A 22,584-nucleotide genomic window follows, 5' to 3' on the forward strand; every position below is an offset into this window, starting at 1 on the left:
ATGGCAACGTCCGATCTGCCGCTTGAAGGCGTGCGCATTCTCGATTTCAGCCAGTTCCTCGCCGGTCCCTATGCCTCGCTGAGGCTCGCCGATCTCGGCGCCGACGTGGTCAAGGTCGAACGCGCCGGCAAGGGTGACCTGTCGCGCTATCTCTATGTGTCCAATGTCTCCGTTGAGGGCGAAAGCACGATTTTCCACGCCATCAACCGCGGCAAGCGTTCGCTGGAGATCGACCTCAAGACTGACAAGGATCGCGCCCGCTTGCGCGATCTGGTCGCCAGCGCCGATGTAGTGATCCAGAATTTTCGCCCCGGCGTCATCGAACGGCTGGGCTTTGGCTATGAGGCCGTCAAGGCGCTCAACCCGAAAATCATCTATGGATCGATCAGCGGCTATGGCGCCGACACCGCCTGGAAAGAGTTGCCGGGGCAGGATCTTCTCACCCAGGCACGGTCCGGCGTAATGTGGCTCAGCGGCGGAGCCGATGACGGCCCAGTCGCCATCGGCCTGCCGGTGGCTGACATGCTGGCAGGTGCGGCGCTCGCTCAAGGCATTCTGGCGCTCCTGTTCCGCCGCGAGCGCACCGGCAAGGGCGGCCTGGTCGAAACCAGCCTGCTCGAAGCCATCACCGATCTGCAATTCGAGCTTCTAACCACCCATCTCAATGATGGGGGCCGCAAGCCCAAACGGCAACGCGAAAACCCGGCGCACGCCTATCTGGCCGCCCCCTATGGCGTCTACCGGACCGCCGACGGACACATTGCACTGGGCATGAACGATCTCGCCGAATTATGGAGCCATTTCGGCGTTGAGGGACCGCTTGCCGGGCTTGACCCGTTCGTCGACCGCGACACCATCTCCGCCGCACTCGGGGCAGCCTTGGCCAAGCAGACAACCGATCACTGGATGAGAATTGCCATGGCGCAGGATTTCTGGGCGGCGCCGGTTTTGAGCTGGGACGAGACGCTGGCGTCGGGCGTGCTGCAGGATCTAGACATGCTGCATTCGGTGGCGCTCAAGAACGGCCCGCTGCATACCACCGCGATCCCGATGCGGATCGACGGCACACGGCCAAAATCAACATTGGCAGCACCACAACTGGGCACCGCCAATGCGCTGCTCGATACCGGCTGGAGCTGAGACACAACTCCGGCGCGGCTATCAGTCCTTGAAACGCTGAAGATGCCTGAGCGCCACGCAGGCCGCGCCAAAGCCGTTGTCGATATTGACGACGCTCAATCCCGCCGCACAACTGGCAAGCATGGCGCTAAGCGCCGTTTCGCCGCCTCTGGCGGCCCCATAGCCGGTCGAGGTCGGCACCCCGATCACCACCGATGACACCTGCCCGGCCACCACGCTTGCCAACGCCGCATCCATGCCGGCCACCAGAATCACCACTCGATGGGCGGAAATCTCGGGCAGCCTTGCGACCAGTCGGTGCAAGCCGGCAACGCCAACATCGAAAATCATGGTGCTGGCCGCGCCATGGAACGCCAGCGTTCGCGCCGCCTCATGCGCCACACCAGCGTCAGAGGTGCCCGCGGTAACGATGCAGATCTCCGCCGCGTCCGGGCAAGCTACATTCTCCCCGACAAAACCGGTCCGCGACGCCGCATGGTAATCAAGCATCGGCAGGGAGGCGGCCAGTTCCGGTTCGAGCCGGGTAAGCAGGCAGCGGGCGCCCCGCGCCAGCACCTGTTCGACGATGGCCCTGATCTGGACTTCGCTCTTGCCCGCGCACAACACAGCCTCCCCAATGCCGATGCGTGCGGTGCGACCCCAGTCGAACTCGATTTCATCGTTCATCGAACGCTCACGACGCCGCGCGCAAAAACGCGCTTCCCATCCGGTAGGCGCCAAGTTTGACGCTGCGCCCGGCCAGTTCGGAAACCTCGGCCTCAAACTGGGCGCGGCGTTGCTCGTCCAGTCCCTCGAGCGCTTCCCGGTCAATCTCGATACCGATTCCTTCGGCCCGGATCCGGCACCGCACCGTGGCCACGGGATAACACAGGCGGACATGCTGCTCGATCCGGTCGATCAGCAGCAATTCCTCGGCTTTGATCGGCAATCCGGTTTCCACCCGGCTCGACAGGCACGGAGAGGCCGGCAATTGTGCCGCCTCCGCGAGTCCGAGATTTTTTGCCAGCGCCCGCACCGCATCCTTGTTCATGCCTGCTTCGACAAAGGGATGGCGGACATCGTGGTATTGTGCCGCCTCCAGCCCGGGACGCCAGTCTGACAGATCGTCCTGATTTGTTCCCGACAGCAATTGCCCGTCGGTAACCTCGCGCATCGTGCCGTAAAGACTGGATTTGCAGAAAAAACAGCGGTTGGCCGGATTGGCGAGATAATTCGGATTTGAAAATTCGCCGGCATCGATCAGATGCAGCGACCATCCCCGCTCGGCAGCCATCTGCCTCACCCGCGCCGTTGCCGCCTGCGGTACGGCCGGGGAGACGGCATGGATCATTTCGGCTGATTGGTGCAAATTGCCCGCGAAAGCGGCCAGCGTCAGGCTGTCGACCCCACCACTGACGGCAATCACCGGGTGCGGCATCGACAGGATGATCTTGGCCAGTTGATCCGAATGCGCTTCACTCATTATCTTCCGCCTTTCGACGCAACGCCTCACGTCCGGCATGATCCTCACTGTTACGGGCGATATCGTCAAACTCGGCCTTGCGCGTCACAGTGTCACCGCGCTGCGCGAGCTTGACCCGCACACCCTCACGTTCGGTCTGCTCGCGCGGTAATACATGACGCAGCACCGTCTGCTCGCGAATGCCAAGCGTTGTGGTCTGCGCAAAAATCGCCGCGCAGATGGTATCCCGCGCGCTCGGTTCGGCGAGCACCTGCAGCGACACCGCCATCCGGCCTTTCTTGCCGAGACAGGCGATCTGCGTGACATCGCGCACGCCCGGCGTGGCGCGGATGATCTCAACTCCATGGGCCAGGTCTTCACCGGTCTGGTCGTCGATCTCACAAGCCAGAAGCAGCATCTGCTCATCGCCAGTCTGGTCAGCACCAAGCAGTTCCACCACCCGCAAGGCGTTCGGGCGACCGGGCAAGGTGCGGAAGCCAAACCCGGTGCCGGTGCGGCCCATCACCCGGTTGCCCGCAGGGGCGCCGGATCCGGCCGGCATCATCGTGCGCAGATGTGCGAGGATGGCTGCTCCGGTGGGCGTCACCCGTTCGCCGCTCACCCGGTCGTCGCACATCACAAACCCCTTGAGCAGACGCGCCGTGGCCGGCGCCGGAACAGGCATCACACCGTGTTCGGTGTTGACTATTCCACCGCCCAGCGGCAACGCGCCAACCGACCAACTGTGAGCCCCCGACGCATCGATCAGGTAGCCGGCGAGCGCAATATCAAGGATTGAATCCGCTGCCCCTACCTCATGGAAATGAATGGCGTCGATCGATTTGCCATGCACCTCGGCTTCGGCCTGCGCCAACCGAGTAAAGATATCGCAGGCGATTGCACAGGCGGCCTTGGGCAGAGCATCACAGCCTTCCAGCATAGCCAGAATGTCCGGCAAATGACGGGCGTGGGTGCCTGGTCTGCAGCGCACCTTCAGCCGGGCGCCGGCAAAACCGCCAACCGCGCTGCGATCAAGGCTGACGTCAGCCTCGGAACCCAGAAGAGCCGCGGCGATATCGAGCGCCGCCGGTTCCAGTTCGGGCATCAGGTCCAGCAATGCGGCGGCAAACATGTCGCCGGCTATTCCCCCCACCGGATCGAGGTGAAGGTGCCGCATTTTACTCACTCGGCAGCCTCGTAAAATGGCACCACATAGGGCCCTTCCGGCACCACCGCGAGTTCACGCAACCCGGTGCGCGCCAGAACCAGCCGGACAGCGGTATTGAGGTCATCGTGACACTCAACCCCGGTAACGGCGCGGTCCTGCTCGCTCAGTTCCGGCGCAACCAGCACGATGGTGCCAAGCCGCATCGGCTTGAGCTGCATCTCGGTCTGCCACTCGTCGATATCTGCAAAATCCTTCTTGAGCAGCGTTTTCAGAAACGCATCCGGCCCCAGCGTGACCAGCCGTTGCTGTGCTGCGCGGAATTCCTCCGAACCGATGCCCTCGCCGCATTCGGAAACGATCATCAGCGTGCCGCCCTCGGCCAGAATATCGATCGGCGTCACCATGCCCTTGACCGTCTGATAATAGGTGCGGTCGAGCGGATAACCGGCGGCACTGGTGACAACCAGGCCGAACTTGCGCGGCACCCTCACCTCAATCGAATCGCGCACAAAATCGACCGCTGCCATATGACTTTCGATGATCTCGCCGAAACTCGCAAAAATCAGGTTACGATGCTCATCGAGCACCGTGTTGAGCCCATAGATGGTGCCGCCCAGCATGCGCACGATCTCAAGCTGCTCCTCGTGCAAAGGGTTGTTGTCAAGATTGCAGCTCGAGGCCGCCGGATCTTCCATGAACCGCGCCGAATGAAAGGTGCGAATGGTGGAATGATGCGCCACGCCCGGGGCAATCACCTTGCGGCCACCGGAATAGCCGGCCATGAAATGCGGCTCCACCAGCCCGGTGGCAATACGGATATCGGCCTCGACGAAACGCTTGTCGATGCCCACCGGCACCCCGCGTCCCGGCGTCGTGCCCAGCATCACATGATCGGCGTCCTCGCGGGCATAGTGATTGACGCAGGTGACGTTTTCCAAAACCCAACGGTCGCCGACAAGCTCTGCCAGCTCATCGTCGAGATTTGGCCGGTGCAGCCCGGTTGCCACCAGCACGGTGATGCCCGAGAGCGGCACGCCGGCCGCGGTCAGCTGTTCGATCACAGGACGCAGGAAAAGCCGGTTGGGCACCGGTCGTGTAATGTCGCAGATCAGGATACAGGCGGTCTTGGCACCCCGTGCCGCTTCGCTCAGCGGTGCGGCGGAAATCGGGTTCGCCAGCACCATCTCGATCACCCGCGCCGGATCGTCCGGCACGGGCAATGGCTTCCTGCGGATAATTGTCGTCTCGATACCGGCGGGAACATCCAGCATCATGCCCTTCTGGCCATAGGCCATTTCGATCTGCATGAACCTGTCTCCTCCCCGCTTGTCTGCTTAGGCGTCCGCGACGACGTCCTGACGCTGCGCGCCAAGGCCTTCGATACCAAGTTCGACGACGTCGCCGGGCTTGAGATATTGCTGCGGCTTCATGCCCATGCCGACGCCAGGAGGCGTGCCGGTGGAAATGATATCGCCGGGATGCAACGTGAAGAACTGACTGAGATAGCTGATCAGGTGAGCAACGCCATAGACCATGGTCTTCGACGAGCCGTCCTGCATGCGCTTGCCGTTGACATCAAGCCACATACCCAGGTTCTGCGGATCAGCCACGTCGTCCGGCGTCACCAGCCAGGGGCCGGTCTGGCCGAAATTGTCGCAGGACTTGCCCTTGGTCCACTGCCCGGCGCGTTCAGTCTGGAACCCACGCTCGGAGACGTCGTTGATGACGCAATATCCGGCCACATGGCTCAGCGCGTCTGCTTCCGAGATATATTTGCCCGGCTTGCCGATGACCACACCGAGTTCGACCTCCCAATCGGTCTTTTCCGAGCCGCGCGGCACGATGATCGGATCATTGGGTCCGCAGATGGCGCTGGTGGCCTTCATGAAGATGATCGGCTCCGGCGGCACTTGCGCACCGGTTTCAGCGGCATGGTCGGAATAGTTCAGGCCGATGCAGATGAACTTGCCGGTTCCGGCGACACAGGCGCCAAGCCGCGGCGAGCCTTCAACCAGCGGCAGGCTCTCTGTGTCGACGGATTTGAGCGCGCCAAGATCGCTCAGCACTGAGCCGGACAGGTCCGAAACTTTGCCGGAAAGATCCCGGATATTGCCGTTTTTGTCCAGAACGCCGGGCTTTTCCTGACCCGCTTCACCAAAACGCACGAATTTCATACCATTCTCCTGTTGAAAAACAGACCCCGCCGCCAGTCCTGACGCCAAGTCCTCCATGGTGTTACCCACGCTCGCAACAATGTTCGAACGCCGACTCCCACGGCCAAAATACACATTCCATCGCCTTTTGCGGGTAGGGAATCAGGTCCACCACGCGCAAAAGCCGAAGTCCAAGATCGGATCAGAACCGGATAGCAAGATCCGGCTCAAAAACTAGTTAGTCCAACCGCCGTCGATCACGTGCAGATGGCCCGTCGTAAAGCCAGCCTCGTCGCTGGCCAGATAGGTGGCAAGCGCTGCAATCTCTTCAGGCTTGCCAAGTCGGCCCATCGGCTGGCGATCAAGAAACGCCTTGCGAGCGGTTTCATAATCACCCTGGGCGCGCATCCGGTCTTCCAGCGACGGACTCTCGACCGTCCCCGGGCAAATCGCGTTGCAGCGGATGCCCTGCTTGATGAAATCGGCTGCGACCGATTTTGTCAGCCCCGCAACCGCCGCCTTGGTGGCGCTGTAGGTGAAGCGGTTTGGCGGCCCGGTGACCGCACCGGCAACCGACGAGATATTCACAATCGAGCCGCCACCTGCGGCAAGCATGCCCGGCAGAACCGCCCGGATCATGTAAAACATCGATTTGACGTTGAGGTTGAAGGCGAAATCCCATTCTTCCTCGGTGGCGTCGAGGATCGAGCCGGCATGAACGAAGCCTGCGCAGTTGAACAGCACGTCGATCTGCCCGATGTCGGCCACCAGCGCAGCGATTGCCGCCTTGTCGGTAACGTCAAGCTTGCGGGTTTCAATTCCGGGCTCGCCTTGCAGCGCGGCCAGTGCCGTCTCGTTGACATCGGTGGCGATCACACGGGCGCCTTCCTGTCCCATGCGCAGCGCCGTAGCCTTGCCGATACCCTGAGCGCTTGCCGTTGCAAGAACGGTCTTGCCTGTCAGTCTTTGCATCTAATTCTCCAGAAACTTGACCTACGCAGCCGGAAGGCAGGCGGGTCCGATTGGGTCGAAGGATTTGTACGTCAGAATAAATTCCCTGTGTCCCAGGGCTTCCGATTTGGTTGGCTGACCCGTCGCCACATTGACGACAGTGTCATAGATCTCGCGCCCGACCTGATCAAGGGTGGCCTGGCCTTCGATGATCGCGCCGGCATTGACATCCATGTCGTCGCTCATCGCGTTCCAGGTGTCGGGGTTGGCGCATATCTTGATGACCGGCGAGATTGCCGATCCGACCACCGAGCCGCGCCCGGTGACAAACAGCGTCAAATGCGCGCCGCTCGCAATCATCTCGACGATTTCGGCATTGTCGGAAATATTGGGAAATCCGAAGCGCACTTCGCCGTCAGGGACAACATCCATCAGATACAATCCGCCGCGCGGCGGCACGTCGCCCGGCTTGATCAGGCCGGAAATCGGCGATGCGCCGGATTTGACATAGGCGCCGAGCGATTTTTCCTCGATTGTCGAAAGTCCGCCGGTGGCGTTGCCAGCGGCGAAGCTGCCATAGCCCAGCGTATCGTAATAATGCGCGGCCTTGGCCACGGCAGCGCGCAGCTCGTCGCCGAGCTCCGGCGTCTCGGCGCGCGCGGCCATTACTTCCTCGCAACCAATCAGTTCGCCGGTTTCCTCGAAGATACAGGCAGCGCCCTGCTCTACCAGCAGGTCGAACGCCTTGCCGGCTGCGGGGTTGCCGCTAATACCGCTGGTGCCGTCCGAGCCGCCGCAGATGGTGCCAACTACCAGTTCGCTCATCGCCATCGGCGCACGCGGTACATCGGCAACCTGATCGAGTGCGTCCTTGACCCAGGCCCGACCCGCAGCAATCGATTTGGCCGTGCCCTTGTTCATCTGGATCACCAGCGTATTGACCGGCCGTCCCGAGGCTTCAACGGCATTGTGCAACCTCGGCTTGTTGAAGCTCTCGCATCCCAGTGAAACCAGCAGCGCGCCGGCGACATTGGGGTGTGTGCACAGCCGCTCCATCATCACCTGCGCATATTCATTGGGAAAACAGCCGGGAAAACCGATCACCTGAACATCCTGATCGCGAAATTCCTGAGCGATTTCGGTGGCGACGAAATGCGCGCATTCGACCAGATAGGCGACCACGATCGTGTTGCGGATACCCTTCCGGCCGTCCTTGCGCTGGTACCCCATGATGCTGCTGGTCATGATGCTTTCCTTTCCACGCCGTCGGTGTCGCGCAGCGAATAGGTCGGCGTATAGTCGCTACGGATATTGTGAACATGCACATGCCGCCCGACGGCGATGTTGGCGGTGGCACGACCGATCGGCATTCCGTATTTGACGATGACATCACCGGCTGAAATCGGAGATGCGGCGATCTTGTGAGCCCGGGCGATGTTGTCGGTCAGCACCACATCGCGGCCATCAATGGAGATCGGGGTGCCTGCTTCGACCATTTTCAGCGCCACCAGCACATTGTCTTCAGGGTGAAGTCGCAGAAAAGCATCCATCACGCAGCATCCTTCATGTCGACCAGCAGAATATGATCAGTCGCCAGAACCGTTTCATCCTTCTGGTTGATGATTTCACAGCGTTCGATCACCTGTCCCTTGCCGGGCCGTTTGGGATCCGGCTTCTTGTCGGAGATCGTCACCCGAGTATGAATCGTGTCGCCGATGAAAACCGGCCGGATAAAGCGCAGCCGGTCGTAGCCATAGGAAAACGCGACCGGGTTGATGACGCTGGCGGTGAGCCCGATGCCGATTGAAAACACCATCGTGCCATGGGCGATGCGCTGACCGAACGGCAACGTCTTGCAGAACTCGGCATCGAGGTGATGGGGAAAGAAATCGCCGGTATGACCGGCATGAACCACGAAGTCCGTCTCGGTAATTGTGCGTCCCACCGTTTCGCGCGATGCACCCAGCTCGTAGTCTTCATAATAGATCTTCTCGGTATGCATATCTCAATCCTTGGTGGCCAGCGGCGTCGCCGGCGATGCGCTGCTCTGATAGGCGGCCTCGACCAGTGCCATGGTGTACCAGGCATCCTCCACCCCAGAGACCAGTTCGTCCTCCTCGCCGGTGGCAAAGCGTTGCAGCTGAGCCATCCGGTGGGTAAAGGCGTCAGGAAACCAGGCGCCCTCGAGCGGAACCTGCTGCCATTCGCCACCGGTATTGAGCCACAACTCGTCGGGCTCGCCGCGCGGGTAATCGAGATTGACCCCGAGCTTGACATAGGCAGCACCCTCAAGCCCACAGATGCGAAATTCGCAGGCCTGGAACTTGCGCCCGAAAGCGTGGTTGTGGTTGATCGAAAGCGCGCAACGCGTGCGCGCGCCATAATCAAGAATTGCGGCGGTTCGGGTCTGTGCGATCTTGGAGGAAGGATGGCCCAGGCTCTTGGCATGCACGCCTTGCGGGTTGCCGAGGATACTGCGGACGAAATCAAGATAATGTATCGAGTGCAACGAGATCTCGACACGCGGCGCGGTTTCCAGAAATTTCCACAGATGCCAAGGCGTATCGAGCGCCAGCCAGGCATCGAAATCCACCACTTCACCAAGCACGCCCTTGTCGATGGCGTCGCGCAGCGCCAGCATCATCGGCGAAAACCGCAGCTGGAAATTGACAGCCGCGCGCAATTTGCGCTCGCGGCAAATCCTCAGGATCTCCGTGGCGCCGGCAAGATCGCTGCCCATCGGTTTTTGCAGCAGCACCGGCGCGCCTTCAGGCAATTGCCGCAGAATGTCGGCATGGACGTCGGGCGGGGTCGCCAGATCAAACACCACACCTTGCTGTGCAGCCGCGGCCTCAGCCGTCTCGTAGGCGCTAACGCCCCACTTTTCGGCCAGCGCCCGTGCTTTTTCAAGATCAGGGTCGTAAATGCCGGCCACCGGAAAACCGCCATTGCGATAGGCCGGCAGATGCGCGTCTGTAACAATCGAGCCGGCGCCGAAAATGACGATCGGCATTGCCTGCGCCGGACGCGGCCAGCTCTGATTGAGTGCGGGCAAGGATGTTCTGTCAGTCATGGTGAAACACGTCCTCCATCATCGCCCACCACTCGCCCTCGGCGCGGCTTTCCAGCGGTACCTGAGCGGGCATGCAGACATCCCACCAGCGCTGGGTTTCCGGATCAGCCGCCATTTTCGCGGCGTCAGCGGCAAAATCCTCGCCGTGGTATTCCCAATAGCCAAACAGCAGGTTTTCCGGCTCGCGCAGGAAGATCGTGTAGTTGCGGATATTGCATTCGCTGATCTTGGCCAGCACGCCGGGCCATACGTCAGCATGGAGCTTCTTGTACTCCGCAATCTTTTCGGGCTTCAGCCCGATCACCATTCCCATTCGCTGCATGATATTGCTCCTAAGCCGAAATATCGATCGACAGGCCATCGATCCTGGCAGCGGCGATGGCGTCCCAGTCCCAGGCGATGCCGAGGCCCGGTTCAGCCGAGGGAATCGCCCGCCCGTCCTTCATTTCCATGCCCTCGGTGGTGAGTGAATCAAGCTGCGGAATGTATTCGAGCCAGGGCGCATTGGGGATCGCGCAGACCAGGCTCACATGCAGTTCCATCAGGAAATGCGGACACACCGGCACATTCTGCGCCTCGGCCATATGGGCAACCTTGAGCCATGGCGTGATGCCGCCGATGCGGGCCACATCGACCTGGACGATCGAGGCGCCGCCCAGCGTCAGGTAATCCTTGAACTGGCTGATCGAATACATGCTCTCGCCAACCGCTATCGGCACACTGGTCGAGGCCGCAAGCCGCACATGCTCCATCACATCGTCGGCCGGCATGGGCTCCTCGAACCAGGCAATATCATGCCGCTCAAGCACCTTCGCGCGACGTGTGGCTTCAGCCCGCGAAAATGCCTGGTTGGCATCGGTCATGATCTCGTAGCCCGGGCCGACCGCTTCGCGCACCGCACGAAGGCGCGCGTCATCTTCGCTCAGATGCGGACGACCGATCTTGATCTTGGAGCCGCAAAAGCCCTTGGCCTGCGCCGCGAGCGCATCATCGACCAGCGCCTGGGTTTCGATATGTAGCCAGCCGCCTTCGGTGGTGTACATCGGCACGCTGTCCTTGGAGCCACCGGCCATCTTGTAAAGCGGCAGCTGGGCGCGGCGGCAGCGCATATCCCACAGCGCAGTATCGACGGCGGCGAGCGCCAGCGAGGTGATCGCGCCAACCGCGGTTGCGTGGGTTGAAAACAAGAGCCCTCGCCAGATCCGCTCGATGTTCTCCGCATCCTGCCCCAACAGCCGCGGTGCCAGCGTGTCGCGCAACAGCGACATGATCGCCGGTCCGCCCTGCCCGATGGTGTAGCTGTAACCGGTGCCGGTGGCGCCATCAGCATCGGTGATCCGCAGGATCGGTGTTTCCTGGCTTTCAAACGACTGGATGGCGTCGGTCCGCAAGACTTTCGGCTTGAGATCGACCATGAAAACTTCGACGCGTTCGATAATGGCCATGACTACCTCAGCGATTGTTCGGTTTCAGCATCAAACAGATGGCACTTGGCCAGATCGAGCTGGAAACGCAGCGTCTCGCCAATGGTGACTGGACGCGGGTTGAGCATCTTGGCCTGAACCTGCTCTCCGGCGATTTCGCCAAAGAGCAGCGTTTCCGCGCCAAGCGGTTCGGTCAACGACATCGTCATGTCGATCTCGGCGCTCTCGCTGCCCTGCGGCAAGGCATGGCCGATCGGCATCAGATTGTCAGCGCGGAAGCCCAGCGTCACCTTGCGCCCGGGCTTCAGCCCCTTGAAGGCTGACGGCAGCGGCAGTTGCACGCCTTCCGCCATCTCAAGCGTATCACCACCCGCAGCAATCGTGGCCGGAATCAGGTTCATCGGCGGTGATCCGATGAAGGTGGCGACGAAGGTGTTGACCGGGTTCTCGAACACTTCGAGCGGTGTGCCCTGCTGTTCGATAATGCCGTCACGCATGATGACGATACGATCAGCCAGCGTCATCGCTTCGACCTGATCGTGGGTCACATAGATGATGGTGGTCTTGACCTTGTGGTGCAGCTTCTTGATTTCGACCCGCATCTGCGCACGCAACTTGGCGTCGAGATTGGACAGCGGTTCGTCAAACAGGAACACGTCGGGATGGCGCACGATGGCGCGCCCCATGGCCACGCGCTGGCGCTGGCCACCGGACAGTTCGGAGGGCCGACGGTCGAGATACTCGTTGAGGCTCAGGATGGTTGCCGCCGCATGCACGGCCGCATCGATCTCTTCCTGTGTTTTCTTGGCGATCTTCAACGTGAAACCAAGATTTTCACGCACGGTCATATGCGGGTAGAGCGCATAATTCTGAAACACCATCGAGATGTTGCGCGCCCGCGGCGGCAGATCGTTGACCAGCGCGTCACCGATATAGACCTCGCCGCCAGAGATATCCTCCAGTCCGGCAATCATCCGCAGCGTGGTCGACTTGCCGCAACCGGAGGGACCGACCAGAACCACAAACTCTCCGTGGGCGATGTCGAGGTCGATGCCATGCACGACGCGCAGCGAACCATATTTCTTTTCAACGTTTTTAAGGTGGACCTGAGCCATGACTATCCCTTGACGCCTCCGAATGTGAGGCCAGCAATGAGGTGTTTCTGGACGAGGAAGGTGAGGATCAGCGCCGGGATGATCATCACCACCGCAAGCGCCGACATCCCGCCCCAGTTCAACGTGAATTCCGAAGTGAAATCGAGCAGACCAACCGGCATGGTCTTGGAATTGACCGACCGGGTGAGCTGGCTGGCCAGCGCATATTCGTTCCATGATGTCAGGAAGGCGAAGATGCCGGCCGAGGCAACCCCGGCCTTGGCTACCGGAAACTCGACCTTCCAGAACGCCTGCCAGCGGGTGCAGCCATCAATTTCGGCGGCTTCAGCCAGTTCCCGCGGCACCTGCCGGAAGAACCCGTCGATCAGCCAGATCGTAAACGGCACGTTCATGGCGACATAGGCCAGGATCAGCCCGAAATGAGTATCGATGATGCCAAGCCTGGCAAAAACGATGAACAGCGGCAGAGACAAGGCAATTCCGGGCACTGCGCGGGTCAGCATCATGCCCACAAAGATCGCCGCCTTGCCGCGGAACCGGTAGCGCGCGAACGCATAGCCACCGGCCATGCCGACCAGAATGGCGATGACAGTAGAGGTCACCGAGATGATCAACGAATTGGTGAAATAGCGGATCACCGGAATGCCGCCCTCGCCCGCAGCACCGAACATGGCGCGGTAGTGGTCGAGATTGAGTTCGTTGGGGATCCAGACCGGCGGTTTTGCCATGATCTCGACGGTTGGCCGGAACGAGTTCAGCACCACCCAGAGCCCGGGCAGGCAGATGATCGACATCGCGATAAACAGCGCCACGAAATGGGCGAGCTTCAGTGCACGACGATTGAAACGGTGTTTGGCGTTGAGTTCCATCTGATCAGTCCCCCATTCCGACAACCTGCCGCGACGCACTGAGCTTGCGGAAGAAGAAGATGGTGAAGAAGATCGCCAGGGCGATCGAGATATAGCCCATGGCGTTGGCCAGGCCCATCTTGGCATCCACATAACCGGTCCGCGCCAGCATCGTCCAAATCAGCTCGGTACGATGCGCAGGCCCGCCATTGGTCATGATCTTGACGATGTCATAGGCCCGCGCCACATCGAGGCTGCGGATGGCAAGAGCAATGTTGATGAACGGCATGATGAACGGCAGCGTGATGTGGCGAAACGTCTGCCACGAGGTGCAGCCATCGACTTTGGCCGCTTCCAGCGGATCACGCGGAACCGCAAACAACCCGGCAAGGATGAGGATGGCAAAGACCGAGGTCGACATCCAGACTTCGGCGAAGATGATCGCGAACATCGCCAGTTTGCCATCGACCAGCCAGGGAATAGCGGCCTCGGTCAGCCCTAGCGACTGCAGTGCATTGTTCATCAACCCGATATTGTCGTTGAAGATGAACTTGAACTGGAACCCGACCAGGATCGGCGAGAACATCATCGGAAACATCATGATGGTGCGCAGCCCGCGCTGGCCCCAGGTGACCTTGTTGACCAGAAGCGCCAGCCCGAGCCCCAGCAACATCTCCACATTGAGTGCAACCGTCAGCAGAAAAACCGTGCGGCCAAAGGCCCACCAGAATCCCGCGTCACCGAACAGCCGCACGTAATTGCGCAGCCCGATCCAGGTGAAGATGCTCTCAGGCCTCGTCAGCCGGTAGGCCGTGAAGCTCGAATAGAAAGACAACACCAGCGGCACCAGCACGACCGCAGCCAGGATAATAAGAGCCGGCAATAATAGACTAAGCCAGGGCGGCAGTTTGAGCCGTCGCATCATCACGTCCCGTATCGCATGAGGAAAAAGGCGAAGCCGGCCACCAGGTGCCCGGCTTCGCGAGGTCTTGGGAGACCCTAGTAGACGCCGTTATCCTGCATCATCTCGTCAACCGCTTCCGATGCATCTGCCAGAGCCTGATCGACGGTCTTGTCGCCGAGGATAGCTGCCTGCAGTTCCGGGAAGATCAGGTTGCCCGCTTCGATCCAGTATGGTGTCGGCGGAACCGGAAACGCAGTCTTGGCGGTTTCCTGGAAAGCCTGCAGAACTTCGTTCTTGTAGGCATCATCCTTGGCCTGCTCGATCACCCAGTCCCACACAGCCGATCGCGTCGGCAGCGGGCCTGCGCTTGATTCGAGCTTCTGGCTGTCCTCATTGGTCAGGAAATCCACCAGCGAAGCGGCTGCTTCCTTGTTGGCGCAAGCCTCGGTGACCGAGAAGCCATGGAAGCCGGACCAACCGGTCCGCACGCCGGCCGACCCCTTGGGTGCCGGCGCCACGCCAACATTGCCCGCCACCTTGGATGCGGACGGATCGTTGAAAAAGCCCGACCAGCCCGGCCAGTCCAGATTCAACGCAATCGTGCCTGACGCAAAGCCGTTGCCAAGATCGTCCCACAGATAGTTGGTCGTGCCCGGAGGAACCGCACCGGCCTTGTAGAGATCAACAAACCACTGCAACGCTTCCTTACCAGCATCCGAGTTGAACGCAGGCGAGAAGTCATCATTGAGCATCTTGCCGCCATTGGCGACGATCAGTTCATAGAACCGGCCATTGATCGCTTCATCCTTGCCCGCATACTGCGTGCCATAGAAATTCGGCGGATCGGCAAAGAACATAGCCTGTTCGCGGAACTGGTCCCAGGTTTCAGGCGGGGCCAGATCATAGCCGTGTTTTTCCTTGAACGACGCGGCCTTGTCGGCGTCCTCATAGAGGCTCTTCTGGTAATACAGCGCCGAAACATCGAACTGCGCACGCGGCAGCATCACCAGCTTGCCATCCAGCGTCGCCGCAGCAATGTTGGCAGGCACAAATTCGGCCACTGTTTCGGCCGGGATCAATGCCGACAAATCAGTGTAAAGCGCCGGGTACTGCGAGGCGAATGACGAATGGTTGGAGCCGACGCACCAGCCGGTCGTGCCGGCAGCGAGATCGGATTTGAATTCCTTGTCCAGCTCGAAATGATTCTTCTTCGAGATGATCTGCACCGTGGCGCCGGTCTCCTTTTCCCACTCGGCGATACGGCTGTAGAGTTTTTCGTACTGCTCGCCGCCAATCAGTTTGGCTTCGAGCGTTATTCCATCAAACTGGCCTGCGCCGGCTGAGGCTGTGCTCAGCAACAACGCGGCAAGCGTAAGGTGCAAATGCGAACGTTTCATAATGTCCTCCCGATTCAAATCCTCTGGCGCGGCGTCACAACAAGCGCTTCCAATTCGCTAGAGATTTTTGTATGTAAACGTAACTTTCAAATATGGTCAAGGCAAATCTACCTCGACGAAAGGCGCACCACCGATGTTTTTTGATACCCATCTGCATCTGATCGACATGGACAGGCTCGAATATCCCTGGCTTGATGAAGCCCCGGCCCTGCGCGCCAATGCATCTTTCGAGGACTATTCCCGCACTGCCCGCCGGGTCGGCATCACCCGTACATTGCACATGGAAGTCGATGTCGCACCGGCTCAGCAGATGGCCGAAACCGAAATGGTGGAGGAACTGATGGCAGTGCCCGACAGCCTGATCTGCGGCGCCATCGCATCCTGCCGACCGGAAAACGAAGGGTTTCCAACTTACGTGGAGAATGTACTGCAGCGCCCTGCCGTAAGGGGTCTGCGCCGGGTTTTGCACGTTGTGCCCGACGGGGTTTCGCGCCAGCCTCTGTTTCGCGCCAACATCAACCGGCTGGCAACCACCCGCCTGACCTTCGATATGTGTTTTCTCGCCCGGCAATTACCAATTGCTGCGGAACTGGCCGATGCCTGCCCCGATGTAACCTTCGTACTCGATCACGGCGGCGTGCCCGATATTCGCGGCGGCGACCACGCCAACTGGGCCCGGGATCTGCGCGCATTGGCAAAGCGCCCCAATGTGATTGCCAAGCTGTCCGGCTTCATCGCCTATGCCGATCCCGACCGCTGGACGCTCAATGATCTGCGCCCCTATGTCGAAACGGTGATCGACGCCTTCGGATTCGAACGGCTGGTGTGGGGCAGCGACAGCCCGGTCGTAACCCTGGGCGGCAGTATCGAGACATGGGTGGCTGCGACCCAGGCGCTGATCGCGGACTGCTCGGCGCGGGAGCGGGCGTTGCTGACCCATGAAAATGCCGAGAAACTGTGGCTGGCGGACTGACCGCCCGCCGCCACATCTTTCGACAGCCCCGAATCAGGCGACCTCGGTAGGCCGACCGTAGCGGTATTTCACCGTTTGCAGATGTTCGCAGTAGAGCACCAGTTCCTCCTCGCCCTTGAACACCTCGTAGCTCACCCGCACATTGCCGAGTTCATCGGTGCGCGGCGTTTTCTCCAGATTGGTGCGTACCGTGTGGATGGTGTCGCCAATGAACACCGGAGCAATGAATCTGAGCCGGTCATAGCCATAGCTGAAAGCATTGATGTTGTTGTTGGCCATCAGGCCCAACCCGTAGGAGAACACCATCGCGCCGGCCACCAGCCGCCGCTTGAACATTCCATCCTCGCGGGCGAAAATCTCGTCGGCAACATAGGGATGATTGTCCATCACCAGGCAATTGAAGCTCATCGCCTCGCCTTCCGAAATGGTCCTGCGGATCGAGCGGACTTTTTGGCCGACCTCGAACTCCTCGTACATCCAGGTTTCGACATTGTACAAAGGGATGTCGCGTTTTTCACTGTAGTAACCGTCTGCCATGGTGCCTGACCTCCTCGAAGCGCTTGACGTAATTCTTATATAAAACTAGTTTTCGCATACAAACAATAGAGGATGCGCCGATGACTGACACAAAGCCCGCTCCTGCCCTGCCGCTGGCCCCTGCCCTGCCACTGGAAGGACTTCGGGTTCTCGACTTCGCGCAGTTTCTGGCAGGCCCCATGGCGGCGCTGCGCCTGGCCGACCTCGGCGCCGAGGTTATCAAAGTCGAGCGCCCGCAAGGCGGAGACCTGTGCCGCAAGCTGGTGGTAGCCGATCAGATGTTTGGCGATGACAGCCTGCTGTTCCACACCATCAACCGCAACAAGCGCAGCATGGCAGCCGACCTCAAGAACGCCGACGATCTTGAAAAGGTGCAGGCCCTGATCGCATCCGCCGATGTCATGATCCACAATTTCCGCCCCGGCGTGATGGAGCGCATCGGGCTCGATCATGCCAGCGTCGCGGCGATCAACCCGCGCATCGTCTATGGCACGGTCACCGGCTATGGCAACTCCGGGCCGTGGCGCGACAAGCCCGGCCAGGACCTGCTGGTCCAGTCGCTGTCGGGCCTGACATGGCTGTCGGGCAACCGCGACGACGGCCCGGTTCCGGTCTCGTTTGCGGTTCTCGACATGGCCACCGGCAACCATCTGGTTCAGGGCATTCTCGCAGCCCTCGTCCGCCGTGGCGTTACCGGTCGCGGCGGTCTCGTCGAAGTTGACCTGATGAGTTCGGCTGTCGATGCCCAGTTCGAACAACTCACCTCGTTTTTCAATGGCGACCGGAAACAACCGCCGCGCAGCGCCGTTGCCAATGCCAGCGTCCATGGCGCCGCCCCCTATGGCATCTACCAGACAGCCGACGGCTATCTGGCGATTGCCATGGCGCCGATTGCCACGCTCGCCGATCTAATGGAATGCGAGGCGCTTGCGCCCTACCGCGACCCAGCCATCGCGTTCAGCAAGCGTGACGAAATTAAGCCGGTTCTCGCAGAATTCCTCAAGACCGGAACGACTCGGGCCTGGCTCGACCGCCTTGAACCCGCCGACATTTGGTGTGCCGAAGTTCTCGACTGGCCGCGATTGTCTCAAACCGAAGGCTTTGCAGCACTCGACCCACTGCAGCAGGTGACCTCCGAGGACGGCGCCACCATGACCACCACCCGTTGCCCGATCCGCATCGACGGCCGCACGCTCACCTCTCCAAGAGGCGCACCACGGCTCGGCGAATACAACAGCTGATGCCCGGCCCGTTGCCATTGCAAAGATGACCGGACCTGTTTGAAACCACATTTTCGGGGATGATCTAGATGATACAAGACCACGTCGGAAAATCTGGTGCGGACGACGGGAATCGAACCCGTACAGCCTCGCGGCCGAGGGATTTTAAGTCCCTTGCGTCTACCAGTTTCGCCACGTCCGCACGTGTTCTAGTCGGTAAACGACCATTCCCCAGCAAGCAAGTCTATCCACGCGGTTTAGACGACAAATCGGAAACGACCCGCACAAGATGCGGGGCGTTCAGTCATCCGCCTTGCGGATCAAGATAACGTCTGGATGGTGTCAGGCGACCAGCTTGGCGGTAATTTCCGCAACCCGCTTGCCCTGGAATTCCGCACCTTCGAGTTCCTGTTCGGACGGCATCCGCGAACCATCGCCATTGCTGGTGGTGGTCATGCCGTAGGGCGAACCGCCACGCACGACGTCATTGCCCATCTGATCCTGGTAGGCATAGGACAGCGGCACGATGATCATGCCGTGGTGCTGCAGGGCTGCTTGCGTGGAAATGATTGCCAGTTCGGCGCCGCCATGCTGGGTGGCGGTCGATACCATCACTGAAGCCACCTTGTTGATCAGCTTGCCTTCGGCCCACAGCGGTCCTGTCTGGTCGAGGAAATTCTTCAATTGCGACGCCATCATGCCGTAGCGTGTGGAGACACCGAAGATGATCGCGTCGTAATCGACCAGTTCCAGCGGCTGAGCGATTTCGGCTTCCTGATCGAGCTTGTAGTGGGCGGCTTTGGCCACTTCTTCCGGAACCAGTTCGGCAACCCGCTTGATCGTCACCTCCGCACCGGCAGATGCGGCGCCCTTGGCAGCGGCCTTTGCCATCGCTTCCATGTGACCCCAGCTCGAATAATAAAGCATCAGAACCTTCGTCATCTCATTCTCCTTCGTATGGTCCCCGCCCGCGGCGGTTCATGGATCAGGAGATAGCGACTATATCGTTCACCGAAACCCCTCAAACACAGCACAGATTGTTCACCCGTCGTCGCATCCGCGTGCAGCCAGGTATGAGCTTGCAAGTTGGCTGGCAACGGGTCTATCCAGAACGCCTTGTCATAGGAGTAAGACCATGAGCAAAGCCCCGCGCGTGACAGCCGCCGCACTGGCAATTGGTGATGAACTCTTGTCCGGTCGAACCAAGGACAAGAATATCGGTCATCTGGCGGAAATGCTGACCGCCGCAGGCATCGAACTCGAGGAAGTCCGGATCGTGCCCGACGAACAGGAACGCATCGTCGAGGCGCTCAATGCGCTGCGGGCGCGTTATACCTATGTGTTCACCTCGGGCGGCATTGGACCGACCCACGACGACATCACCGCCGATGCGGTCTCTGCGGCCTTCGGTGTCGCCTGTGACCATGATGCCGACGCGGTGGCCCTGCTCGGCGCGATGTATGTCGAACGCGGCATGGAATTCACCGACGCGCGGCGGCGTATGGCGCGGATGCCGGTAGGCAGCCGTCACATCGAAAATCCGGTCAGCCGCGCACCAGGCTTTGTCATCGGCAACGTCTATGTGATGGCCGGTGTTCCCGCCGTTTTCCAGGCGATGCTCGACAATGTCCTACCAACGCTGCAGACCGGGATCAAGATCCTGTCGGACAAGGTCGATTGCCCATTCGGCGAAGGCGACATCGGTGACGCGTTGGCGGTGATTGCCAAGGCCCATCCTGACGTCAATATTGGCTCCTATCCACGCTTTTCGGGACAGAAATTCTCCACCGAAATCGTCATCCGGGGGCGCGACCTGCAAGCGATCAACAACGCCAAGGCTGATGTCGAAGCGATGCTATCGGATATCGCCTCCCACAAGGCCGCCACAGTCGTTTGACAAGGATCAATGCGAAGCCATGATGTCAGACGCATGGTTAGGAAGCGGGATCTGACCTTTGTCTCGTCCCTGCGCTTCGCCGCATTCCACTTGAGGAGTTTTTCCCATGGGTTTTTATACGATTCTTGCCGTACTTTCGACCGTGGCCGATGTCACGCCGGTCACTTCCGCCATCGCCGGGTTCGCAGAAAGCGACAAAATCCATGTGATCGGCTGCCATGGCGAGCCCTCGCAATTTGTCGTGCTGTCCGCCCCCATCGATGTGCCCGACGCGGCCACCATTGCAGCACTTTACGAGCAGGCCGACCAACGCATGCGCGAAGTTGGCGACGCATTCAAGTTGGCCTGCAACACTGCCGGCCTGTCGCATGAATGGCGTCCGGTGCGCTCGGCCGGCGGCGACAGCGCGGTATCGGCGCTGACCACCTCGCGCTCCTGCGATCTGGTGATGGTGCGTCAACCCGACCGCGAAGCCGATGAAGACATGGCAACCAATATCGATGCTCTGCTGTTTGAAGGCGGGCGCCCGGTGTTGTTTTTGCCGCCGAGCGGAGAACTCGCATCACCGGTCGAGCGGATCCTGATTGCCTGGGACGGTTCACGCGAAGCAGCCCGGGCCGCCCATGACGGCCTGCCCCTGCTCAAGGCGGCCAAGTCCGTCGACATCGTCATCGTTAATGCCGAAAAATTGCCCGATATCGACGCCCCACTGGCCGGTACGGATATCGCCGCCAGCCTCTCGCGCCACGGCGTCCACGCCAATGTGACCACGGTCTCAAAGGGGGCCGGATCAACGGCTGAGGCCATCGCCGCGCAGGTGACAGCCAGCAACGCCGACCTGGTGATCATGGGCGCCTATACACATCAGCGGCTGCGCGAATGGCTTTTTGGCGGCGTTACAAGGGCGTTTCTCGACCGCACCCCGGTTGCGGTTCTGATGTCTCGCTGACCACAATTGCGAAAGATGCGCGGCCCGTCTCTGACCGCGCATCATGACGCGTGGTAAATCAGTTCAAAAGCATCCATAGCGCTACACCGACAAGCACGGCGGCAAAGCCGGCATTGAGCATGTGCGCGCTGGATTTTCCGCGAAACAGACTTCCAAGACGGTCTCCGGCCAGCGTCCAAAGCACAAACGCCAGAAAATTGTTTATTGTGAACACCGCTGTAATCAGCGCCACCTGACCCAATAGGTCGAAGGGCCCGGCACCCGCGAATTGAGTAAACATCAACAGGATGATCACATAGGCTTTGGGATTGAGCACCAGAAGCAGCGCGCCATCCCCGAAACCGCCTGCCCCTTGCCCGCGCCGTTGGCAACCGCGCCCGCCCGCAGCATCTTGTAGGCCAACCATAATACATAGAACGATCCCGCAGCCTTCATCACCTCAAACACCATCGAGCCAGGATTGATCACACTGACCAGTCCCAGCCCAATCAGGAAAGTCGCGACCAGAGTAGCCAGATGATAGCCCAAATTCGGGGGGATCGTTGAGGCAAACCCGTGACGTGCGCCAAGGGCCACGAAAAACATGTTGCCAGGCCCCAGGCTATAGGCAAGAGGAAACAGAAACAACACAAGCGACAGGATTAGGGCGGTCATTGAGAAGGTCTCCGGATTGCGTTGCCTCAGTTTCGCCCGCCGTTTGTTCCGCTGCCACCCGATTTCAGCCGGGACAATATTCATTGCCACCGCCTCTCCCTTGCGCTCACGCCTGAATTCCGGCTATTTGCGGCGATTGAGCTCAAACGCAAGCGCGATCTGGCGCTTGCCAATGCGAGGGTGCACGTCATGTCTCTTCCAGATAAAGCGTTTCCGGTCTCATGGGACCAATTCCACCGTGATGCGCGTGCGCTCGCCTGGCGGCTCAGCGGCTCCGGCCAGGCCTGGGACACCATCGTCTGCATCACCCGCGGCGGGCTGGTTCCGGCAGCGATCATTTCGCGTGAACTCAACATTCGCCGCATCGACACGGTTTCGGTGGCTTCCTACCATGACTACGTCAACCAGGGTGACATGCAGGTCCTCAAGGAAATCAACGTCGACATTCTTGAGACCGAGGGCGAAGGCGTTCTGATCATCGACGATCTGACCGACACCGGCAAGACGGCCGCAATTGTCCGCGCCATGCTGCCCAAGGCCCATTTCGCCACGGTCTACGCCAAGCCCAAGGGCCGTCCGCTGGTCGACACCTTCGTCACCGAGGTCAGCCAGGATACCTGGATCTATTTCCCATGGGACATGGGCTTTGCCTATGTCGAGCCGATCGCCAAGGATACCCGCGGCTGAGCCAGCCACCATTTTTTTAAGAATCGGGCTTTCCGACTGATCAGCAGCCGCAA

The 22,584-nt window shown here is 60.3% G+C and carries 26 protein-coding genes and 1 tRNA gene; 6 read left to right on the forward strand and 21 right to left on the reverse strand.

Going from position 1 to position 22,584, the window contains the following annotated elements; all coding sequences use genetic code 11:
- The gene (locus tag OEG84_RS05225) at positions 1–1,140 is read left to right on the forward strand and encodes a CaiB/BaiF CoA transferase family protein (protein ID WP_267652742.1); all 1,140 of its coding nucleotides are present in this window, start codon (positions 1–3) and stop codon (positions 1,138–1,140) included.
- A gap of 21 nt (positions 1,141–1,161) precedes the next feature.
- Here OEG84_RS05225 and larB read toward each other — a convergent pair whose 3' ends face one another.
- The 16 genes from larB to OEG84_RS05305 all read right to left on the reverse strand — a co-directional run bounded on the left by larB (position 1,162) and on the right by OEG84_RS05305 (position 15,614).
- Positions 1,162–1,806, reverse strand: a complete 645-nt coding sequence (gene larB / locus OEG84_RS05230; RefSeq protein ID WP_267652743.1) for a nickel pincer cofactor biosynthesis protein LarB — start codon at positions 1,804–1,806, stop codon at positions 1,162–1,164.
- A gap of 7 nt (positions 1,807–1,813) precedes the next feature.
- The gene (gene larE, locus OEG84_RS05235; RefSeq protein WP_267652744.1) at positions 1,814–2,602 is read right to left on the reverse strand and encodes an ATP-dependent sacrificial sulfur transferase LarE; all 789 of its coding nucleotides are present in this window, start codon (positions 2,600–2,602) and stop codon (positions 1,814–1,816) included.
- Positions 2,595–3,758, reverse strand: coding sequence for a nickel pincer cofactor biosynthesis protein LarC (gene larC, locus OEG84_RS05240; protein WP_267652745.1), 1,164 nt, complete (start codon positions 3,756–3,758; stop codon positions 2,595–2,597). The genes larE and larC overlap by 8 nt, the downstream gene beginning before the upstream one ends.
- Before the next feature lie 5 nt (positions 3,759–3,763).
- Positions 3,764–5,056, reverse strand: a complete 1,293-nt coding sequence (locus tag OEG84_RS05245; RefSeq protein ID WP_267652746.1) for a nickel-dependent lactate racemase family protein — start codon at positions 5,054–5,056, stop codon at positions 3,764–3,766.
- Between the two features lie 27 nt (positions 5,057–5,083).
- Complete coding sequence (locus OEG84_RS05250; RefSeq protein ID WP_267652747.1) at positions 5,084–5,923, reverse strand: fumarylacetoacetate hydrolase family protein; 840 nt, start codon at positions 5,921–5,923, stop codon at positions 5,084–5,086.
- 213 nt (positions 5,924–6,136) lie between these two features.
- Positions 6,137–6,874 carry an SDR family oxidoreductase gene (locus tag OEG84_RS05255; protein ID WP_267652748.1) on the reverse strand — a complete coding sequence of 246 codons (738 nt, stop codon included), beginning with the start codon at positions 6,872–6,874 and terminating at the stop codon, positions 6,137–6,139.
- 21 nt (positions 6,875–6,895) lie between these two features.
- Positions 6,896–8,098: a UxaA family hydrolase gene (locus OEG84_RS05260; RefSeq protein WP_267652749.1), complete on the reverse strand. Its 1,203-nt coding sequence runs from the start codon at positions 8,096–8,098 to the stop codon at positions 6,896–6,898.
- Positions 8,095–8,403 carry a UxaA family hydrolase gene (locus tag OEG84_RS05265; RefSeq protein ID WP_267652750.1) on the reverse strand — a complete coding sequence of 103 codons (309 nt, stop codon included), beginning with the start codon at positions 8,401–8,403 and terminating at the stop codon, positions 8,095–8,097. The genes OEG84_RS05260 and OEG84_RS05265 overlap by 4 nt, the downstream gene beginning before the upstream one ends.
- On the reverse strand, positions 8,403–8,855 hold the full coding sequence (locus OEG84_RS05270) for a MaoC family dehydratase (RefSeq protein ID WP_267652751.1): 453 nt from the start codon (positions 8,853–8,855) through the stop codon (positions 8,403–8,405). The genes OEG84_RS05265 and OEG84_RS05270 overlap by 1 nt, the downstream gene beginning before the upstream one ends.
- 3 nt (positions 8,856–8,858) lie before the next feature.
- Positions 8,859–9,926, reverse strand: coding sequence for a Gfo/Idh/MocA family protein (locus OEG84_RS05275; RefSeq protein WP_267652752.1), 1,068 nt, complete (start codon positions 9,924–9,926; stop codon positions 8,859–8,861).
- Entirely contained in the window at positions 9,919–10,248 is a 330-nt protein-coding gene (locus OEG84_RS05280; protein WP_267652753.1) for an L-rhamnose mutarotase, read from the reverse strand. The genes OEG84_RS05275 and OEG84_RS05280 overlap by 8 nt, the downstream gene beginning before the upstream one ends.
- A gap of 10 nt (positions 10,249–10,258) precedes the next feature.
- Positions 10,259–11,371 (reverse strand): mandelate racemase/muconate lactonizing enzyme family protein, encoded by a 1,113-nt coding sequence (locus tag OEG84_RS05285; protein WP_267652754.1) that lies wholly within the window; start codon positions 11,369–11,371, stop codon positions 10,259–10,261.
- A 2-nt stretch (positions 11,372–11,373) separates the two neighbouring features.
- Positions 11,374–12,465, reverse strand: a complete 1,092-nt coding sequence (locus tag OEG84_RS05290; RefSeq protein ID WP_267652755.1) for an ABC transporter ATP-binding protein — start codon at positions 12,463–12,465, stop codon at positions 11,374–11,376.
- A 2-nt stretch (positions 12,466–12,467) separates the two neighbouring features.
- The gene (locus OEG84_RS05295) at positions 12,468–13,334 is read right to left on the reverse strand and encodes a carbohydrate ABC transporter permease (RefSeq protein WP_267656096.1); all 867 of its coding nucleotides are present in this window, start codon (positions 13,332–13,334) and stop codon (positions 12,468–12,470) included.
- Between the two features lie 4 nt (positions 13,335–13,338).
- On the reverse strand, positions 13,339–14,238 hold the full coding sequence (locus tag OEG84_RS05300) for a carbohydrate ABC transporter permease (RefSeq protein WP_267652756.1): 900 nt from the start codon (positions 14,236–14,238) through the stop codon (positions 13,339–13,341).
- 74 nt (positions 14,239–14,312) lie between these two features.
- Positions 14,313–15,614 carry an ABC transporter substrate-binding protein gene (locus OEG84_RS05305; protein WP_267652757.1) on the reverse strand — a complete coding sequence of 434 codons (1,302 nt, stop codon included), beginning with the start codon at positions 15,612–15,614 and terminating at the stop codon, positions 14,313–14,315.
- A gap of 133 nt (positions 15,615–15,747) precedes the next feature.
- Between OEG84_RS05305 and OEG84_RS05310 the strand changes: the two genes are divergently transcribed.
- Positions 15,748–16,587, forward strand: coding sequence for an amidohydrolase family protein (locus OEG84_RS05310; protein ID WP_267652758.1), 840 nt, complete (start codon positions 15,748–15,750; stop codon positions 16,585–16,587).
- 33 nt (positions 16,588–16,620) lie between these two features.
- Here the strand turns inward: OEG84_RS05310 and OEG84_RS05315 are convergent, their stop codons facing one another.
- Positions 16,621–17,124 (reverse strand): MaoC family dehydratase, encoded by a 504-nt coding sequence (locus tag OEG84_RS05315; protein ID WP_267652759.1) that lies wholly within the window; start codon positions 17,122–17,124, stop codon positions 16,621–16,623.
- Between the two features lie 80 nt (positions 17,125–17,204).
- Between OEG84_RS05315 and OEG84_RS05320 the strand changes: the two genes are divergently transcribed.
- The gene (locus tag OEG84_RS05320; RefSeq protein WP_267652760.1) at positions 17,205–18,365 is read left to right on the forward strand and encodes a CaiB/BaiF CoA transferase family protein; all 1,161 of its coding nucleotides are present in this window, start codon (positions 17,205–17,207) and stop codon (positions 18,363–18,365) included.
- A gap of 94 nt (positions 18,366–18,459) precedes the next feature.
- On the opposite strand, the gene OEG84_RS05325 is transcribed toward OEG84_RS05320, so the two are convergent.
- Both OEG84_RS05325 and wrbA read right to left on the reverse strand, forming a co-directional pair.
- Positions 18,460–18,546: transfer RNA gene (locus tag OEG84_RS05325), tRNA-Leu, on the reverse strand.
- 140 nt (positions 18,547–18,686) lie between these two features.
- Entirely contained in the window at positions 18,687–19,286 is a 600-nt protein-coding gene (gene wrbA / locus OEG84_RS05330; RefSeq protein WP_267652761.1) for an NAD(P)H:quinone oxidoreductase type IV, read from the reverse strand.
- Positions 19,287–19,479: 193 nt separating this feature from the next.
- Here wrbA and OEG84_RS05335 point away from each other — a divergent pair, with 193 nt between their 5' ends.
- Both OEG84_RS05335 and OEG84_RS05340 read left to right on the forward strand, forming a co-directional pair.
- Entirely contained in the window at positions 19,480–20,241 is a 762-nt protein-coding gene (locus OEG84_RS05335; protein WP_267652762.1) for a competence/damage-inducible protein A, read from the forward strand.
- 106 nt (positions 20,242–20,347) lie between these two features.
- A complete protein-coding gene (locus OEG84_RS05340; RefSeq protein WP_267652763.1) occupies positions 20,348–21,190 on the forward strand; it encodes a universal stress protein in 843 nt (280 codons plus the stop codon).
- Between the two features lie 58 nt (positions 21,191–21,248).
- On the opposite strand, the gene OEG84_RS05345 is transcribed toward OEG84_RS05340, so the two are convergent.
- Both OEG84_RS05345 and OEG84_RS05350 read right to left on the reverse strand, forming a co-directional pair.
- Positions 21,249–21,506, reverse strand: coding sequence for a hypothetical protein (locus OEG84_RS05345; protein WP_267652764.1), 258 nt, complete (start codon positions 21,504–21,506; stop codon positions 21,249–21,251).
- Positions 21,482–21,844, reverse strand: coding sequence for a LysE family translocator (locus OEG84_RS05350; protein WP_267652765.1), 363 nt, complete (start codon positions 21,842–21,844; stop codon positions 21,482–21,484). Before OEG84_RS05350 ends, OEG84_RS05345 begins: the two co-directional genes overlap by 25 nt.
- Before the next feature lie 189 nt (positions 21,845–22,033).
- On the opposite strand from OEG84_RS05350, the gene gpt reads away from it, so the two are divergent.
- Entirely contained in the window at positions 22,034–22,531 is a 498-nt protein-coding gene (gpt, locus tag OEG84_RS05355) for a xanthine phosphoribosyltransferase (RefSeq protein ID WP_267652766.1), read from the forward strand.
- Positions 22,532–22,584: the final 53 nt, after the last annotated feature.

Origin of the sequence: Hoeflea algicola, from assembly GCF_026619415.1 — a bacterium.
In the GTDB taxonomy this organism is placed as follows: Bacteria; Pseudomonadota; Alphaproteobacteria; order Rhizobiales; family Rhizobiaceae; genus Hoeflea; species Hoeflea algicola.

Excerpts from the sequence above, each read along its gene's own strand:
- OEG84_RS05295 (WP_267656096.1), bottom strand. The coding sequence starts at position 13,334 with ATGGAACTCAACGCCAAACACCGTTTCAATCGTCGTGCACTGAAGCTC.
- OEG84_RS05320 (WP_267652760.1), top strand. The coding sequence starts at position 17,205 with ATGACTGACACAAAGCCCGCTCCTGCCCTGCCGCTGGCCCCTGCCCTG.
- OEG84_RS05340 (WP_267652763.1), top strand. The coding sequence starts at position 20,348 with ATGGGTTTTTATACGATTCTTGCCGTACTTTCGACCGTGGCCGATGTC.
- OEG84_RS05350 (WP_267652765.1), bottom strand. The coding sequence starts at position 21,844 with ATGACCGCCCTAATCCTGTCGCTTGTGTTGTTTCTGTTTCCTCTTGCC.
- OEG84_RS05300 (WP_267652756.1), bottom strand. The coding sequence starts at position 14,238 with ATGATGCGACGGCTCAAACTGCCGCCCTGGCTTAGTCTATTATTGCCG.
- OEG84_RS05265 (WP_267652750.1), bottom strand. The coding sequence starts at position 8,403 with ATGGATGCTTTTCTGCGACTTCACCCTGAAGACAATGTGCTGGTGGCG.
- larE (WP_267652744.1), bottom strand. The coding sequence starts at position 2,602 with ATGAGTGAAGCGCATTCGGATCAACTGGCCAAGATCATCCTGTCGATG.
- gpt (WP_267652766.1), top strand. The coding sequence starts at position 22,034 with ATGTCTCTTCCAGATAAAGCGTTTCCGGTCTCATGGGACCAATTCCAC.
- OEG84_RS05245 (WP_267652746.1), bottom strand. The coding sequence starts at position 5,056 with ATGCAGATCGAAATGGCCTATGGCCAGAAGGGCATGATGCTGGATGTT.
- OEG84_RS05305 (WP_267652757.1), bottom strand. The coding sequence starts at position 15,614 with ATGAAACGTTCGCATTTGCACCTTACGCTTGCCGCGTTGTTGCTGAGC.
- OEG84_RS05315 (WP_267652759.1), bottom strand. The coding sequence starts at position 17,124 with ATGGCAGACGGTTACTACAGTGAAAAACGCGACATCCCTTTGTACAAT.
- OEG84_RS05270 (WP_267652751.1), bottom strand. The coding sequence starts at position 8,855 with ATGCATACCGAGAAGATCTATTATGAAGACTACGAGCTGGGTGCATCG.
- OEG84_RS05310 (WP_267652758.1), top strand. The coding sequence starts at position 15,748 with ATGTTTTTTGATACCCATCTGCATCTGATCGACATGGACAGGCTCGAA.
- OEG84_RS05225 (WP_267652742.1), top strand. The coding sequence starts at position 1 with ATGGCAACGTCCGATCTGCCGCTTGAAGGCGTGCGCATTCTCGATTTC.
- OEG84_RS05290 (WP_267652755.1), bottom strand. The coding sequence starts at position 12,465 with ATGGCTCAGGTCCACCTTAAAAACGTTGAAAAGAAATATGGTTCGCTG.
- OEG84_RS05260 (WP_267652749.1), bottom strand. The coding sequence starts at position 8,098 with ATGACCAGCAGCATCATGGGGTACCAGCGCAAGGACGGCCGGAAGGGT.
- OEG84_RS05280 (WP_267652753.1), bottom strand. The coding sequence starts at position 10,248 with ATGCAGCGAATGGGAATGGTGATCGGGCTGAAGCCCGAAAAGATTGCG.
- OEG84_RS05255 (WP_267652748.1), bottom strand. The coding sequence starts at position 6,874 with ATGCAAAGACTGACAGGCAAGACCGTTCTTGCAACGGCAAGCGCTCAG.
- OEG84_RS05335 (WP_267652762.1), top strand. The coding sequence starts at position 19,480 with ATGAGCAAAGCCCCGCGCGTGACAGCCGCCGCACTGGCAATTGGTGAT.
- OEG84_RS05250 (WP_267652747.1), bottom strand. The coding sequence starts at position 5,923 with ATGAAATTCGTGCGTTTTGGTGAAGCGGGTCAGGAAAAGCCCGGCGTT.
- larB (WP_267652743.1), bottom strand. The coding sequence starts at position 1,806 with ATGAACGATGAAATCGAGTTCGACTGGGGTCGCACCGCACGCATCGGC.
- larC (WP_267652745.1), bottom strand. The coding sequence starts at position 3,758 with ATGCGGCACCTTCACCTCGATCCGGTGGGGGGAATAGCCGGCGACATG.
- wrbA (WP_267652761.1), bottom strand. The coding sequence starts at position 19,286 with ATGACGAAGGTTCTGATGCTTTATTATTCGAGCTGGGGTCACATGGAA.
- OEG84_RS05275 (WP_267652752.1), bottom strand. The coding sequence starts at position 9,926 with ATGACTGACAGAACATCCTTGCCCGCACTCAATCAGAGCTGGCCGCGT.
- OEG84_RS05285 (WP_267652754.1), bottom strand. The coding sequence starts at position 11,371 with ATGGCCATTATCGAACGCGTCGAAGTTTTCATGGTCGATCTCAAGCCG.